This window comes from Devosia lacusdianchii (assembly GCF_022429625.1).
Classification (GTDB): domain Bacteria; phylum Pseudomonadota; class Alphaproteobacteria; order Rhizobiales; family Devosiaceae; genus Devosia; species Devosia lacusdianchii.
In genome coordinates this window covers 748258-763695 of sequence record NZ_CP092483.1, presented here as the reverse complement: position 1 = coordinate 763695, position 15438 = coordinate 748258, and the positions used below count along the sequence as shown (strand labels likewise).

The following is a 15438-nucleotide window of genomic DNA, read 5'->3' as shown; positions in this document are numbered from 1 at the left end:
ATGTTGAGCGAGGACGTAAGTGCGCGCGAGCCGAGTTAAAGGGTGGAGGATGCAATGGGTTGGACCTGCTCGCATTATGTCCCGCGGGGCAGCATAACACTTAGCTCTTGTGCTTAGTTTCTTGTCATGATACTTAGCCTTATGGCACAGTATCAACACCATCTCGATGGCATTTTTCAGGCTTTGGCCGATCCGACGCGACGGGCCGTCATCGGACGATTGGGACGCGGGCCGGCAAGTGTGGGCGAGCTGGCACAGCCGTTCGACATGGCCCTGCCCTCGTTCATGAAGCACATCCACTTGCTCGAGGAAACCGGGCTGATCCGCACCCGCAAGTCCGGCCGGGTCAGGACTTGCGAGATCGACAAGGCGCGGTTCGCGGCGGTCGATGGCTGGCTTGGCGAGCAACGCGCGATCTGGGAAGGCCGGACTGACCGGCTGGAGCAGTTCGCCATCGCCGCCACCAACAAGGAGCTCAAATCATGACTTTGGACCCAGAACGCGATCTCGAAATCACGCGCACCATCAAGGCGCCGCGCTCGGCCGTATGGGCGGCATGGACCAACCCGGCCAGCTTCGAACAGTGGTGGGTTCCCGCGCCGGCACTGTGCAAGGTGGAGACCATGGATGTGCGCCCTGGCGGAGCCCTGATCACCAGGATCAGCGAAGGCGGTTCGCCCTTTGGCCCGCATCTCAGCGCCTGCTACCTGGAGATCGATCCCGGCAAACGCATCGTCTTCACCAACGCCCTGGTGGGCGGGTATCGCCCGGCCGAACAGCCCTTCATGACCGCGATCATTACGCTTGATGACCACGATCTTGGCACGGCCTACCGCGCGCTGGTGATGCATCGCAATCCGGACGACCAGAAGATGCATCGCGACCTGGGCTTCTATGACGGGTGGGGCACTGTGGCAGCACAGCTGGCCGCACTCGTCGAGAACTAGGCCAAGCCTCACCAGCAGGGTGAGGCACGAACTATTACTTATCCCAACAGCTAACTTTAGAGGCGATGATGCGCAAACTGGTTCTGGGTATGATGACGACGCTCAACGGGCGGTTGGACCAGCCCCTCGAGTGGATCGGTGGGGTCGGCGACGACCTCTATCGGCAGATCAACGCCAATGCCAAGACGTCGGATACGCTGCTGGTGGGGCGGACGACCTATGACGAAATGGTGGCCTATTGGCCTAGCGCGCTGGCCTCGGGCGAAGGCACCGACAGCAACCAGCAGATGGCGCGGCACATGCACGACACCGAGAAGCTGGTGATCTCGCGCAGCGGCTCGCGGCCGCTGGAGTGGTGGCACAATGCCCGGCAGGTCGTGGCGGAGGACGATGCGGCGCTGGTCGCGTTCATCGCCGAGCTGAAGGCGAAGCCTGGCGGCGACATCCATCTGTCCGGCGGAGCGGAGCTGGCCCGATCCATGGTTCGGCTGGGACTGGTCGACCGGTTCAACCTGTTCGTGTTTCCGACTGTGTCTCCGGGCGCCTCGTGGTTCGGAGAGCTGGCGGAGAAGCGGGACATGGTGCTGGTGGAGACGCGGGCGTTCGAAAGTGGCGTTATGGGCCTGTCGTTCGAGCCACGCGCTCCAATCGACATGGGGGCGCCGGTTCGGTTCACGGAATTGCTGACGTGAGGGCGATCGGCTAGTCGGCGGCGTAGTAGAGCTCAAGGTGCTTTGACGCTGCCGCGCCGACACCGGCGTCGGCATTGCCGGCCAGAGTCTCGAGCCTTGGTCGCATGCCCTCGACAAAGCCGCGAATTTCGGTGGCCGTCATCAACGCCAACTCGACGAAGCCGCCGCGCAGCATGCGGTCGACCAGTTCGGGCGAGAAGCTGCACAGTTCGTGCAGAAAGAAGTCGATGTCATTGCTGGGCATGTCTTCGAACGGCGGCGGCGGACCGATACGGCGTTCGAGCAGGTCCATCATCCAGAGGATAACCGTCTCGGTATCGCTCCCGCCGCCATCGGCATGGGAGGGCGACCAGAAGGGTCCGGCAATGCCGGGCCGAAGCAGTTCCTTTCCGCCGACAATCGCAAACAGGTCGGTCCGGCTGGGCGCGGTATCGTCATCGTCGCAACCGCCCAGCCTCACAGCGGCGCAGCCGCGTACCCAATCGGAGGGATGATCGAGCAGAGCCAGCCAGCTGGGCGCCGCGATGCGCCATTCCATGGGTTCGACCAAGAGAAGGCGCGTACCGACGACGAGGTTGGTGTCGAACCCCGGTGGCGGCTGGCCCTCAAGGCGATCGAACCAGGCCAGCACGATCGGCAATTGCGGTCCGGATGGGGAGCGGTAGCGCAGGTGTCGGATGAAGGCCGGCAGGATATCGGCATGGCTCAGTTGGGCTGCCTCGATCTCCTCCAGGAGCCAGGCAGCGCGATGCGCATAGTGGGTCATGTGCGGCGCGTTTGGATCGTCGCGCCGATAGCTCTCCCAGAATACCGCCGTGGCCAGGCGTTCCGCGGCGTCGGCGCGAATCCAGGATTCTGCGTGGCGGAGCCAGGCAGCGACGGCCGAGCAAAACGCGATCCGCTCGGCTGGTGTGAGCAGATGCAGCGTGGTCTGGCGCAGCTTCAGGTAGTCGTCGATATGGGCTGTCACTGAGAGCTCCGGCTAGAGGCTCAGCAGATAGAGCCAGGCCGATATGGTCAATGCCGAGGCCACCGTGGCAATCAGGATGGTATTGGCGGCGACGCTGGTACCGCGATTGTAGTAGGTGGCGAAGACGTAGACGTTGACGCCCGATGGCATGGCGGCCAGCAGGATACCATAGCGCGCGATGTCCATGGGGACGTGCAGCACCCAAATCATCAGCACATAGGCGATGGCCGGGTGGACGATGAGCTTGATCGAGGAGGCGACGAGCGCCTGCTTCCAGTTTTCGCTGAGCTTGAACTCGTAGAGTGCCCCGCCGATGCCGAAAAGGGCGGCGGGGACGACGGCCGAACTCATCATGACGAAGAAAGCCTCGGCCGGCTCGATGAGGGTGAGGCCGGAGAAATAGCCGACCATGCCGGCGATAATGCCCCAGATCAGCGGGTTGGACAGCACGCGCTTGGCCGCCACGACCAGGGTCTTGCCCAGCGGCTGGCCGTCGCGGCGCACCAATTCCATGGTCACCATGCCGATGGTCAGCAGAATAGCGCCATGCAGGCCGATGATCGACAGCGTCACCGGCAGCGCGTCGGGGCCGTAGGCGCGGGTCAGGATGGGCAGGCCGACCAGCACAGTATTGGTGAAGGTACCGGAAAAGCCGACCGACACGCCCTCGCCCGGGCGATTGCCGAAGACCTTGATGGCGATGACGATGCCGAGGACGAAGCAGATGAGGGCGCCCAGGTAGAAGGGGCCGATGATGGCGAGGTTGAAGGCCGAGCGCAGGTCGCTGGTCAGCAGCGAATGGAACAGCAGGCAGGGTGTCGCGAAATTGTTAACGAAGGCGATCAGGCTCTTGATGCCGTCGGCCGGGAAGAGACGAAAGCGCACCGCGCCATAGCCGAGCGCCATCAGTGCGAAGATGGGCGCAATAACGGTGATGATCGCAAGCATGGCCGGAAGTTCCTTGGCCGAAAGAACACCCTGCCCTACCCGCCTCATCGGGCCAGGTCAACGGCCATCTTGTATGGTAGATTGATCGATCGCTATGGCCGCCAAACCGAAACGATTTTCTTCACAAACGAAATCAAAACGCGTACAAGCGAAAGCACAACTTTGGGGGCGTATATGGCCAGTAGCGACAGTGTCGACGTCTTCGTGATTGGCGGCGGCATCAATGGCGCCAGCGTGGCGCGCGATGCGGTGGGCCGCGGCTATTCGGTGGCGCTGGCCGAAATGAACGACCTGGCCAGCGGCACCTCTTCGGCCGCGACCAAGCTGGTGCATGGCGGGCTGCGCTACCTCGAACATTACGAGTTCCGGCTGGTGCATGAAGCGCTGGCCGAGCGCGAAGTGCTGTGGGCGGAAGCACCGCATATCATCAAGCCGCTACGCTTCGTGCTGCCGCACCACAAGGGGTTGCGGCCGGCGATGGTGCTGCGGGCCGGGCTTGCCATGTATGACTATATGGGCGGGCGGCGTCTGTTGCCGCCGACCAAGACACTGGACCTGACCCGCGACGTCACCGGAAAGCCGCTGAAGCCGGGCTACCGACTGGGCTTCGAATACTCGGATTGCTGGGTCGATGATGCACGTTTCGTCGTGCTCAATGCCCGCGATGCGGCGGATAAGGGCGCGGCCGTGCATGTGCGCACCAAGGTGACGAGCGCGCGCCGCGACAACGGTGGCTGGACCGTGGAGCTCGATGGCGAGGCGGGGCGGCAGACCGTGCGGGCGAAGCTCGTGGTCAATGCCGCGGGGCCCTGGGTCGACCACGTTATCACCGGCGCTATGGGCAAGAACGGGGCGCACAATGTGCGGCTGGTCAAGGGCAGCCATATCGTGGTGCGCAAGCTCTATGACCACGACCGCTGCTACATCTTCCAGAACGCCGACGGCCGGATCATCTTCGCCATTCCCTATGAGGACGACTTCACGCTGATCGGCACGACCGACCAGGACTATACGGGCGACCCCAAGGATGTGAGAATCTCCGAGGCCGAGACCGACTACCTGCTCGCGGCGGCCAGCGAGTATTTCGCCAAGCCGGTGACATCAGACCAGATCCATTGGACCTATTCGGGCGTGCGGCCGTTGTTCGACGACGGCGCCAGCGCCGCCCAGGAGGCGACGCGCGACTATGTGCTCAAGGTCGATGGCGATGCGGCGACCGGCGCAGCGATCAACGTGTTCGGCGGCAAGCTCACCACGTCGCGGCGGCTGGCGGAATCGGTGCTGGAGAAGATCGAAGGTGTGCTCGGCAAGAAGGGTGCGGCCTGGACCAAGACCAGCCGCCTGCCCGGTGGCGGTTTCGAACCCCTGGCTTTCGAGGCAGAGGTCCGCCGGCTGGGCATGGACTATGCCGGGCTGCCGCCCGCGATGCTGCGGCGGATGATGCGGCTCTACGGCACTCAGGCACGGGTGCTGCTGGGCAATGCGCACTCGGTTGAAGAGCTTGGTCAGCACTTCGGCTGGGACCTCTATGCGGCCGAGGTGGATTACCTGGTTGCCAATGAATGGGCGCGGACGGCACAAGATGTGTTGTGGCGGCGGACAAAAATCGGCTTGCGGGTGAGTAAGGACGAGGTCGCGGCGCTGGAGGCGTATCTGGCGGGCAAAGTCTAGCGGCTCTGCCCTTCTCCCCTTCGTGGGAGAAGGTCCCCGAAGTGCGGATGAGGGGGCACTTGGCGTCTGGCATGGGATGACGAGCACCCCTCACCCTCGAAAATCCGCTGAACGCGGATTTCCTATCCCTCTCCCACAAGCGGCGAGGGGGAGATAAGCGGAAAGCTCAGTGGCGGAGACACTCATGAGCAAATACATCCTGGCGATCGATCAGGGCACCACATCCAGCCGGGCGATCGTGTTCGGTAAGGACCGGACCATTGCCGGCGTGGGGCAGAAGGAGTTCACCCAGATCTTTCCGCAAGACGGTTGGGTCGAGCATGACCCGGAGGAAATCTGGGAGTCGGTGGTCTGGGCCATCCGCAAGGCGCTCAAGGAGGCCAAGGTGGAGGCGAAAGACGTCGCCGCCATCGGCATTACCAACCAGCGTGAGACAACGCTGATCTGGGACCGGACGACGGGCAAGCCGATCCACAACGCCATCGTGTGGCAGGACCGGCGCACGGCCGCTTACTGCGCCAAGCTGAAGAAGGCCGGGCATGAGACGGCCGTCACCAAGAAGACCGGACTGCTGCTCGACCCCTATTTCAGCGGCACCAAGGTCAAGTGGCTGCTGGACAATGTGAAGGGTGCCCGCAAGCGCGCCGAGAAGGGCGAACTGGCCTTTGGGACGGTGGACAGCTTTCTGATCTGGCGGCTGACCGGCGGCAAGGTACACGCCACCGACGCCACCAATGCCGGTCGGACGCTATTGTTCGACATCGCCAAAAACCAGTGGGACAAGGGGCTGCTCGAGCTGTTCGACGTACCGGCGGCCTTGCTGCCGGAGGTGAAAGACTGTGCCGACGACTTTGGGCTGACCGAAGAAAGCCTCTTTGGCGCGACAATTCCGATCCTCGGGGTGGCAGGAGACCAGCATGCTGCAAGCATAGGGCAAGCATGCTTCCAGCCTGGCATGCTGAAATCGACCTATGGCACGGGCTGTTTCGCCCTGCTCAATACCGGCGCCGACATGGTGCGCAGCAAGAACCGGCTGCTGACCACCATCGCCTACCGGTTGGATGGAAAGACCTGCTATGCCCTTGAAGGCTCGATCTTTATTGCCGGCGCCGCGGTGCAATGGATCCGCGACGGGCTGAAACTGGTCAAGCACGCCAGCGAAACCGGGCCACTAGCGCGCACGGCCGACCCCAGCCAGAATGTCTATATGGTGCCGGCCTTTGTCGGGCTGGGCGCGCCATGGTGGGACGCCGAGGCGCGCGGGGCGATCTATGGCCTGACGCGCAATTCGGGCCCGGCCGAAATTTCAAAAGCTGCTTTGGAAGCAGTGTGTTACCAGACGCGCGACCTGCTGGAAGCCATGCGCAAGGACTGGAAGGGCGGCGGCGACACGGTGCTGCGCGTCGATGGCGGCATGGTGGCTTCGGACTGGACCATGCAGTTTCTGGCCGACGTGCTCGACGCGCCGGTCGACCGGCCGAAAATCCTTGAGACAACGGCACTGGGCGCGGCGTGGCTCGCGGGATCGAAAGCGGGTGTCTGGCCCGGGATGAAGGAGTTTGCTGCGAGCTGGGCCCGCGACGCGCAGTTCAAGCCGCAGATGGATGCGGGTGAGCGCAAGCGCAAGATCAAGGGCTGGGACGTGGCTGTGCGGCGAACGCTGACGAGCTAGGCCAGGAATTCCGCCGCAAACGCCTTCTTGCCCGCCGTGGTGAACTGCAAGGTGCGGCCGGTGCCGCGGCGCAGCCAGTCGCGGTAGAGGAACTGGTCGAGGAGGGCTGAACCCAGCGCTCCGGCAAGGTGGTGGCGACGCTCGGACCAGTCGAGGCAGTGAAGGCACACCGGTCGGCGGGCTCTTTCGAGGTCGGAGACCGGAATGCCGAAGCGTTCGAACCAGGATCGGCCATTGTCGGTTAGCGAAATCGTTTCGCCGCCGGTGACGAGGCCCTTGGCGGTAAGCGCGCCGAAAAGAGCAACGCCGGCCTCGCCGGCCAAGTGGTCGTAACAGACGCGCGCCTCGCGCAGGGCGGCGTCGTTGGGGCCGGTACGGACGCGGGTGGAACCGGTGCGCTGCGCCAGGGTCATCAACTGCTCGAGGACTTGTGCCACATCATTGCCCGACAGCCGCAGATAGCGGTGACGTCCCTGCTTCTCGGCGACCAGCAGATTGGCTTCGGTGAGCTTGGCCAGGTGGCCGCTGGCGGTCTGCAAGGTCACACCAGCCGCTTCAGCCAGTTCGCTGACGGTGAGCGCGCGACCGTCCATCAGCGCTGTAAGGATGTTGGCGCGGGCCGGATCGCCGATCAGCGCGGCGACGCTGGAGATGGCTGGGCCGTCTTTCATAGTTCGATCGTAGCCGAACCATTGCCGTCGCTCAAGCGACTAGAATAGCACCACCAGTATCGGAGAGACGACGATGATCACCTGCTTCATTCGCTACGAAATCGACCCGTTCAAGGTGGATGCCTTTGAGCATTATGCACGCAACTGGGGCGAGGCCATTCCGCGTTGTGGCGCCGACCTGATCGGATACTTTGCACCACACGAGGGGTCTGCCACGACGGCCTACGGGCTCTACAACATCGAAAGCCTTGCGGCCTACGAGGCCTATCGGGCGCGGTTGCGCGAAGATCCGCTGGGGCGCGAGAACTACGCTTTTGCCAAGCGCGAACAGTTCATCCGGCGCGAGGACCGGGTGTTCCTGCGGCTGGCTTCGGCGCCACATGCGCCGCTGGTGCAGCCGTGATCGCTGTTATTTTTGAGGTGTGGCCTGCTGATGGCGAGATGGGGCACTACCTTGATCTGGCGGCGGCGCTGCGCAAGGACCTGGAACAGATAGACGGGTTCATCTCGGTGGAGCGCTTCGAGAGTCTCACCACACCGGGCAAGCTGCTGTCGCTATCGTTCTTTCGCGACGAAGTGGCGGTGGTGGCGTGGCGCAATCGCCCCGGCCATCGCGCGACACAGGCCAAGGGTCGCGGCGGGGTGTTTGCCAATTACCGGCTGCGGGTGGCGCAGGTGTTACGCGACTACGGGCTCGATGAGCGGGACGAAGCGCCGGCCGATAGCCGGGCGGCGCATCCTTACTGAATCCAGGCCTGGAAGCTGCCGCCGGCGATCATGGCCCAGTAGAGCTTGCCGCCGGGGCCGCGCGCGACGGCGAGGCCGAATTCGGTGAATTTGGAGCTGAGCAGGGTGGAGCGATGGCCGGAGGAATTCATCCAGCCCTCGATGGCACCCTGCAGGTTGGTGTAGCCCTTGGCGACGTTTTCGCCGACGGCGCCGAGATAGCCGGCTGCGGTGACGCGCTCGCGCAGGGTGGTGCCCAGATCGTGGCTCAGCGTGTTCTTCTGCGCCATGAGGCGCGCTTGTGAACGGGCCGCATCTTCGAGGCGCGGATTGTAGGCCCAGGCCGGCGCGCCGTTGGCCGCGCGCACCGCATTGATGGCGGTGAGAATTTCAGCGTCGGTCAGGTTCTCGGGCGTGCTGGCGGCCGCCTTAGGCAGAACCGGAATGGTGGTGGAGCAGGCAGCGAGAGCCGCCGTGGCACCAATGACGAGAAAACCGCGGCGGGTGAGATCAAACATGTGGCAATCCGGAGGAATGACTTAAGCCTGGTCGTAGGCGCTGAGCAAGTGGGGCAGGCAGGCGAGCTGGCCGGAGATGGGATTGCCATCCTGCAGATCCCAACATGCCGACAGGGCGGCATGGGCCGCGGCCCAGCCTAGGATGCGCTTGCGGGGGTAGCCGAGGCGCTGGGACAGGATATCGGCGCGTGCCGCAATGCGCTTGGGGTCGGACGCGATGGCGTCGCCGCGTTCGGGATTGAGGAAGACATTGGCTACCTCATAGGCCGGATCACCGACCAGCCCCTTGGGGTCGATAGCCAGCCAGCCGCGATCGGACGACAGGATATTGTCGTGGTGCAGGTCGCCATGCAGGGGAATGATCGCGGTGGGGCGGTCGAACAGCTTGATAGCGATGCCGTTGGCGCGGGCATAGAGATCGCGGGCGGTGTAGGGCCAGACGCGGACATCGGTATCGAACAGGGCCTGGAAACGCTCGCGCAATGGCATGAGCTCCGGCTGCGCCTCGGGGCGGGGACGGTGCAGGCCGGCGACGACGCTGGCGATGGCGATGGTGGCCTCGTCGTCATGGCCGCCACGCGACGCGTCGCCCAGCGGCTTGCCGTCGAGCCATTCCATGAAGATGGTGTCGCCGTGGCTATCGAAGACGGTCGCGGCCCCCTCGCCGCCATACCAGGACATCAAGGCGGCGCCGCGGCGCTCGTCGCCCACGCCAAGGGGCTTGAGAATCTTGAGCGCAGCGAAATTGCGGCCGTTCTGCTCGACGCGAAAGATCCAGCTCGTGGCCGTTTCGGCGACGGGCGTCGACTTGGTGAGGGACCAGCGGATCATGGCGCGACTGAGCGCGGTTTCGGCGGGAGACTGATTCATCATGGCAGCCATTAGAGCAGAAGGCGCCCGCAGTTTCGACAGGCCGACCGCTCATTGCCGGAAAACTTGATGAAATGACGGCAACAACACTTCGGTAAGGTTGACGCTTGGCGGGATGGCAACCCTAAACGCAAGAGAGCCTCGACTGGCAAGGCTTCGTTACTTTTTGCAGGCGCATCATCAACTCACGCGAGAACGAGGACCTATCAGGGGAGGACCTTTCGATGACGCACCAGGCTTATGACGACCAGCGGGAACCCAACCGCCTCGCCGACATCATCGCCGCAGATGAAGTGCATCCTACCCTAGGCAAGCAGATGCTGAACGGGGTGACCGGGCTGTTGCTGCTGATGGTCACCGGCGTGGTGATCGTGCTGATGGTGTTGTGGAAGTCGCCGTAATTGATCCTACCCAGGTTGTCGCCCTCGGGCTTGACCCGAGGGCTCTTCACTTAACGAGCGCACCGTAAGTGCAGGCCCCTCGGGTCAAGCCCGAGGGTGACGGCTGGTGCAAGGGCGTCATCTCACCCACTACTTGATCCGATACGCATCCTTGGCCGCCTGGTAGCTCAGGTGCTTGGCGATGTCGCGGGCGGTTGACTTGGTGATCCGGTTTTCGCCGACCCAGCGGCCGAGGAAGCCGCAGACTTCGCGGCGCCAGACGTCGTGGCGGGCCGGGATCGACAACAGGGCGCGCGTATCGTCGTTAAAGCCGGCGAGATTGTAGAAGCCGGCTGTTTCCACCACCTGATCGAGATAGCGGCGAATGCCCTGCGGGCTATCGTGGAACCACCAGGGCGGCCCGATCATCAGGCTTGGCCAATACCCGGCCATCGGTGCCAGCTCGCGGGCATAGGTGGTTTCGTCGAGCACGAACATGATGAGGCGCAGGTTGGGCTCGTTGCCGCAGCGGCCGAGCAGGGCGCGCAGGCCGTTCACATAGTCGGTGGTGCCGGGGATGTCAGCGCCGAGATCGGGACCGCGTTCGGCAAACAGCAGCGGATCGGTGTTGCGGCGCGAACCGGCGTGCATCTGCATGACCATGCCGTCTTCCACCGACAGCAGCGCCATCTCGGTCATCATCTGGGCGCGGAAGAGCTCGGCATCGGCTGCATCGTGGCGACCGGCGAGGACCTTGTCGAGCAGCGCCTGCCTTTCGATCAAAGGCAGATCAGCGGTGTTGGCGGAGGGCACGCCGTGGTCGGTGGCGACGGCGCCGAAGCGACGGAAGTATTCGCGGCGGTTGCGGTGGGCATTGATCAGGCCCGACCAGGTGGCGACATTCTCGCCCGTCAGTTCGCCGAAGCGCTGCAGGTTATCGACGATGGCGGGGCGCGAGGGGTCGGTGACGTCATCGGGACGATAGGTGGTGCGGACGCGGCCGATCGTGCCGACGGCCTCCATCTTCTGGTGGTGGACCAGGGGATCGAGGGCGAATTCCGTGGTGGCGATGACCTCGACACGGGCCTTATCGAGCAAGGCGTGGGGCAGCAGCTCTGGCGTGGCCAAGGCAGCGTCGATGGTGTCGTAGATGGCGTCGGCCGTGGCCGGGGACAGTTCCTGCTCGATGCCGAAAGCCCATTGCAGGGAATGGTCGATCCAGGTCTTGGACGGGGTGCCGGCGAAGAGGTGGTAATTGGCGGCGAAGAGGCGCCAGGCCGCCCTGCCCTCGGCAACTGGCTTGCCATCGCGGCGCGGCACACCGAGATCGTCATAGCTCAGCCCCCGGCTGCGCAGCATGCGCAGGACATAATGGTCGGGGGTGAGGAACAGGGCGGCCGGATCGGAAAAACGGGTGTTGTTGGCAAACCAGGCCGGATCGGTATGTCCGTGCGGGCAGATCAGCGGCAGGTTGGCGACATCGGGATAAAGCTCACGCGCAATGGATTGCGCTGGCTCGGAAGCGGGGAACAAGCGGTCTGGGTGCAAATGGGTCATGGAGAGGTTTCTGCCATGATCCCAAGGCCAGATCAATAATCTTCCATACAAGATTAAACCTGTAGAATTTTATGTAAATTAACTGCGATTGATGGATCGCATTTCGCCCGGATGGGGCGCGGGACTAGGCGCTCATGGACGGGTGAGAAACAGCGCAAAGCGGCGGCCCAGGTTGATTTCCGGTTCGGCTAACCGGCGACTGAGGAGATGACCCATGGCGCATATCGAGGCGGACAATACGAGCGAACTGCAGGCCATCCAGCGACAGGCGCGGATCGGTGGCCACGTCCAGCGGGCACAGGTGATGCTGGTGGCGGCGGGCATGACGGCATTTGCCATCGTGGCCGTGGCAGCGGTGATGATGGCCACTCTTCTTTAGACAGAGCAGGCCTTACCGCTTACGGTAGCGTCGGGGGGAAGCCGGCGCGAATGCGAATACTACTCGTTGAAGACAATGAAGACCTGGGCGAGGCGATAGAGAAGCGCCTGCGCAGCGCAGGCCATTCGGTGGAATGGGTGCGCGATGGCAATGATGTGGTGCCGGCCGCCCAGGACGACGATTTCGATGCGGTCGCGCTTGATCTCATGCTGCCCAATCGCGACGGCATCAGCCTTATCGCCGAGTTGCGCCGGCACAAGTTCAGCGCCCCCATCCTGGTGATCACGGCACGCTCGGAAATCGACGACAAGGTCAGCCTGCTCGATCTTGGGGCGGACGACTATCTGGTGAAGCCCTTCGACCTGCGGGAACTCGAAGCGCGTTTGCGCGCCCTGATCCGGCGCACCGGCGGGCAGACGACGAGCACGCTGGGCGTCGGCAATCTCGAAATGGACCTGGCCGGGCTCAATGCCAGCATTGGCGGGGTATCGCTGGAACTGGGGCGGCGCGAATTCCGGCTGCTGGAAATCCTGGTCACCAATGCCGGCAAAGTGGTGCCGAAGGAGCGGCTGATGAACCAGCTGTTCAATTTCGACGAGGCGGTGTCGGTGAATGCGCTGGAACTGCATATCTCGCGGCTGCGCAAGAAGCTGGAGCCCGCCGATGTCGAGATCGGGACAGTGCGGGGCGTGGGCTATGTGGTGCGGGCGCCGCATGGGTAGTGGTCGAATTTTTCCGCTTGCACCGGGCAACACCTCCCCCTCGATGGGGGAGGCCGGGAGGGGGTGGGGCCACCCGCGCCGCGGAGAGATACCCCCACCCTGCTCGATAACGGACTTAGCTGAAGCTAAGCCCTATCTCGCTTCCCGCCCCACAAGGGGGAGGGTGGGCCCGGTGGCTGGGCAGAAGTCGCGCCATGCCAACTCCCGATAAATCCTTCTCCATTCGCCGGCGCATCGTGGCGCTGGCGTTGGCGCTGCTGCTGGCGGCGGCGGTCGTGCTGATCGTGTTCATCCGCGACTATGCCGAGCGGGCGGCGGATCGGGCGTTCGATCGGTTGCTGGCGGCGTCGGCGCTGACTATCGCGGGCGCGGTGCAGGTCGAAGACGACACCGTCATCGTCGAACTGCCCTTTGCCTCGTTCGGCATGTTTTCGGGGCGGGATCGGGTGTTCTATGCGGTCGAGGACCCGACCGGGCGGGCGGTGACGGGCTATGCGGACCTGTCGGCGGACCTGCCGGAGATGGTCGCGGCGGGCCCGGTCTTTGCCGACGCTATGTATCGCGGCGAGTTGGTACGGGTGGCAAGCGTCGGCCGGCTGACTTCGTCGGGCGGCGACGCGGATTGGGTGACCATCCATGTGGCGGAAACACAGAACGAGCGCGAGGCTCTGGCGGCGGAAATCTTGGGCAATGCCATTGTACCTGTCATTGCACTGACGTTACTGGCGGTGGCGCTGATCTGGTTCGGCATCGGCAGGATGTTCGCGCCGCTCTATCAACTGGAGCAGGAATTGCGCGGCCGGGCGCCGGACGACCTGTCGCCGCTAGATGTGCCGGTGCCGGTGGAGGTCAGCCATCTCGTCAGCGGACTCAACGCCTTCATGGCGCGGCTGGGGAGCGCAATGGAGCGCGTCACCGGGCTGGTGGCGGAAGCCGCGCATGAGGTGCGCACGCCGCTGGCCTCGTTGCGGGCGCAGGCCGAGGTGGCCATGGATGAGCAGGACCCGGAAGCCCTCCGGCGCCGGGTGGGACGCATTCACCAAGGGGCGATCCAGGCCAGCCAATTGGTCAGCCAATTGCTGATGGAGGCGACGATTTCGCACCGGCTGGAAAACCAGGAAACCGACACGACTGCATTTGGTGCGGTGGTGGAAGATGTGCGGCAGCGGCTCGACCCCGAACAGGCCGGACGGCTGGTGGTGGACCTGCCGGAAGCGGTCGCGAGCGCGCAAATTCGCGGCGACCGGGTGGCGCTGCGTGAAATGGTACGCAACCTGGTGGACAATGCGCTGGTCTATTCGGAGGGTCCCGTGGGGATCGATGGCATGGTGGCGGACGGCATGCTGACCTTCGCGGTAAGCGACCGAGGGCCGGGGATAACCGACAGCGAAAAGCCGGTGGTGCTGGAGCGCTTCAAGCGCGGCAGCGCCAGCGGCGCTAAGGTGGGATCGGGATTGGGACTATCGATCGTCAAGCGCGTGGTGGAGGCGCATCGGGGCAGCATGGTGCTGAAGGACCATGCGAAGGGCGGGCTCGTGGTCGAGATCGCGCTACCGCTGATCGGACGCAACCCGCGCGTGGAGCAGATGCGCAAGGCGCTGGGGAGCCTGGCGGTGCTGCTGGTCTGTCTGCTGCTGGTCGATCCGCGCAGTGCCCAGGCCGCCTCGACCGCCTACCCGGCGCTAGATGGCAGCGACGACACGGTGCTCACCATTGTCGGAGTGACCGATACGCCGCTGTTTGCGCAGTTCATCGCCGGGTTTCAGGCCGGGCGGCCCGATGTGACCGTGATCTACGAAGAAACGGACTCTCTGCCGCTTTACGAGCGTTATCTGACCGGCGCCATGACGCCCAAGCCGGACCTGCTGGTCAGCTCGGCCTCGGATCTGATGATCAAGCTGGCCAATGACGGCCATGCCATGGCTTATGACAGCCCCTATCTCGGCGACCTGCCCGATTGGGCGCATTGGCGCAACGAGGTCTTCGGCTTCACTTTCGAGCCGGCAGTGATCATCTACAATCCGGACCGGATCAGCGCCGAGGAAGTGCCGCGGACGCACCTGACGCTGGCGGAAATCCTGGAGACGCAGACCGACCGGTTCCGGGGCAGCATCGCAACCTACGATATCGCCCTGTCAGGCGTGGGATATTTGCTGGCTTCGCAGGACCAGGTGATCTCCTCGAACTTCTGGCGGCTGGCGGCGGCGTTTGGACGCGTGAATGCACAGTTCAGCGGCTCGAGCCCGGCCATCCTCAATGGGGTGGCGGATGGGAGCCTGGCGTTGGGCTATAACGTTCTGGGATCCTATGCCTTTGCGCGCAAGGCGGCCGGGGCGAATATCGAAATCGTGGTACCGGATGATTATGTGCTGGTGCTGACGCGCTCGATGATAATCCCGCGCGATGCGCCTTACGCCGAACTCGGCAAGGCATTCGTCGACTTTGCCCTGTCTTCGGACGGTCAGGCGATTGCCGCGGGCCAAACGGCGCTTGGATCGGTGGTGGCCGGCGTGGATGGGGAGTGGACGAGCGAGGCCATCGCGGCGCGCGGCCGTGGCGTCATTCAACCCATTCCGCTCGGTCCGGCATTGATGGTGTCGCTCGACCAGCAGAGGCGGAAGCGGTTCCTCGACACATGGAGCGAGATCGTGTCGCCAAAGCCTTGACGGGCAGAGGGGGGAGGCCAATCCATCCGCAAGGCCTGATCGAACGATG

17 protein-coding genes are annotated in these 15438 nt (G+C 64.0%); 11 read left to right on the top strand and 6 right to left on the bottom strand.

All coding sequences use genetic code 11. The annotated features are described in order from the left end of the window. Positions 1-141: 141 nt before the first annotated feature. The 3 genes from MF606_RS03735 (at position 142) to MF606_RS03725 (ending at position 1639) form a co-directional block, all read left to right on the top strand. Entirely contained in the window at positions 142-486 is a 345-nt protein-coding gene (locus MF606_RS03735) for an ArsR/SmtB family transcription factor (RefSeq protein WP_240232315.1), read from the top strand. Then, the gene (locus MF606_RS03730) at positions 483-947 is read left to right on the top strand and encodes an SRPBCC family protein (RefSeq protein ID WP_240232314.1); all 465 of its coding nucleotides are present in this window, start codon (positions 483-485) and stop codon (positions 945-947) included. The genes MF606_RS03735 and MF606_RS03730 overlap by 4 nt, the downstream gene beginning before the upstream one ends. Before the next feature lie 68 nt (positions 948-1015). Beyond that, the gene (locus MF606_RS03725) at positions 1016-1639 is read left to right on the top strand and encodes a dihydrofolate reductase family protein (RefSeq protein WP_240232313.1); all 624 of its coding nucleotides are present in this window, start codon (positions 1016-1018) and stop codon (positions 1637-1639) included. Positions 1640-1649: 10 nt separating this feature from the next. Here MF606_RS03725 and MF606_RS03720 read toward each other — a convergent pair whose 3' ends face one another. Together MF606_RS03720 and MF606_RS03715 are read right to left on the bottom strand one after the other, a co-directional pair. Then, on the bottom strand, positions 1650-2609 hold the full coding sequence (locus tag MF606_RS03720; RefSeq protein ID WP_240232312.1) for a hypothetical protein: 960 nt from the start codon (positions 2607-2609) through the stop codon (positions 1650-1652). Between the two features lie 12 nt (positions 2610-2621). Then, positions 2622-3557, bottom strand: a complete 936-nt coding sequence (locus MF606_RS03715; protein ID WP_240232311.1) for an AEC family transporter — start codon at positions 3555-3557, stop codon at positions 2622-2624. A gap of 174 nt (positions 3558-3731) precedes the next feature. Here MF606_RS03715 and glpD point away from each other — a divergent pair, with 174 nt between their 5' ends. Both glpD and glpK read left to right on the top strand, forming a co-directional pair. Beyond that, positions 3732-5228 carry a glycerol-3-phosphate dehydrogenase gene (gene glpD, locus MF606_RS03710; protein WP_240232310.1) on the top strand — a complete coding sequence of 499 codons (1497 nt, stop codon included), beginning with the start codon at positions 3732-3734 and terminating at the stop codon, positions 5226-5228. A gap of 184 nt (positions 5229-5412) precedes the next feature. Then, complete coding sequence (gene glpK / locus MF606_RS03705; protein WP_240232309.1) at positions 5413-6900, top strand: glycerol kinase GlpK; 1488 nt, start codon at positions 5413-5415, stop codon at positions 6898-6900. Here glpK and MF606_RS03700 read toward each other — a convergent pair. Further along, positions 6897-7571, bottom strand: coding sequence for an ArsR/SmtB family transcription factor (locus MF606_RS03700; protein ID WP_240232308.1), 675 nt, complete (start codon positions 7569-7571; stop codon positions 6897-6899). The genes glpK and MF606_RS03700 overlap by 4 nt on opposite strands. A 73-nt stretch (positions 7572-7644) precedes the next feature. Here MF606_RS03700 and MF606_RS03695 point away from each other — a divergent pair, with 73 nt between their 5' ends. Then, complete coding sequence (locus MF606_RS03695; RefSeq protein ID WP_240232307.1) at positions 7645-7974, top strand: NIPSNAP family protein; 330 nt, start codon at positions 7645-7647, stop codon at positions 7972-7974. Further along, positions 7971-8318, top strand: a complete 348-nt coding sequence (locus tag MF606_RS03690; protein ID WP_240232306.1) for an antibiotic biosynthesis monooxygenase family protein — start codon at positions 7971-7973, stop codon at positions 8316-8318. Before MF606_RS03695 ends, MF606_RS03690 begins: the two co-directional genes overlap by 4 nt. On the opposite strand, the gene MF606_RS03685 is transcribed toward MF606_RS03690, so the two are convergent. Together MF606_RS03685 and MF606_RS03680 are read right to left on the bottom strand one after the other, a co-directional pair. Continuing rightward, positions 8312-8815 (bottom strand): CAP domain-containing protein, encoded by a 504-nt coding sequence (locus tag MF606_RS03685; protein WP_240232305.1) that lies wholly within the window; start codon positions 8813-8815, stop codon positions 8312-8314. The two genes, MF606_RS03690 and MF606_RS03685, sit on opposite strands and share 7 nt — an antisense overlap. A gap of 21 nt (positions 8816-8836) precedes the next feature. Beyond that, the gene (locus MF606_RS03680) at positions 8837-9685 is read right to left on the bottom strand and encodes an aminoglycoside phosphotransferase family protein (RefSeq protein WP_240232304.1); all 849 of its coding nucleotides are present in this window, start codon (positions 9683-9685) and stop codon (positions 8837-8839) included. A 224-nt stretch (positions 9686-9909) separates the two neighbouring features. On the opposite strand from MF606_RS03680, the gene MF606_RS03675 reads away from it, so the two are divergent. Beyond that, positions 9910-10086, top strand: a complete 177-nt coding sequence (locus MF606_RS03675) for a hypothetical protein (protein WP_240232303.1) — start codon at positions 9910-9912, stop codon at positions 10084-10086. 129 nt (positions 10087-10215) lie between these two features. Here the strand turns inward: MF606_RS03675 and uxaC are convergent, their stop codons facing one another. Next, on the bottom strand, positions 10216-11622 hold the full coding sequence (gene uxaC, locus MF606_RS03670; RefSeq protein WP_240232302.1) for a glucuronate isomerase: 1407 nt from the start codon (positions 11620-11622) through the stop codon (positions 10216-10218). 214 nt (positions 11623-11836) lie between these two features. Between uxaC and MF606_RS03665 the strand changes: the two genes are divergently transcribed. The 3 genes from MF606_RS03665 (at position 11837) to MF606_RS03655 (ending at position 15389) form a co-directional block, all read left to right on the top strand. Further along, the gene (locus MF606_RS03665; protein ID WP_240232301.1) at positions 11837-12001 is read left to right on the top strand and encodes a hypothetical protein; all 165 of its coding nucleotides are present in this window, start codon (positions 11837-11839) and stop codon (positions 11999-12001) included. Positions 12002-12051: 50 nt separating this feature from the next. Beyond that, the gene (locus MF606_RS03660) at positions 12052-12723 is read left to right on the top strand and encodes a response regulator transcription factor (protein ID WP_240232300.1); all 672 of its coding nucleotides are present in this window, start codon (positions 12052-12054) and stop codon (positions 12721-12723) included. Positions 12724-12917: 194 nt separating this feature from the next. After that, the gene (locus MF606_RS03655) at positions 12918-15389 is read left to right on the top strand and encodes a sensor histidine kinase (protein ID WP_240232299.1); all 2472 of its coding nucleotides are present in this window, start codon (positions 12918-12920) and stop codon (positions 15387-15389) included. The last annotated feature ends 49 nt before the right edge of the window (positions 15390-15438 follow it).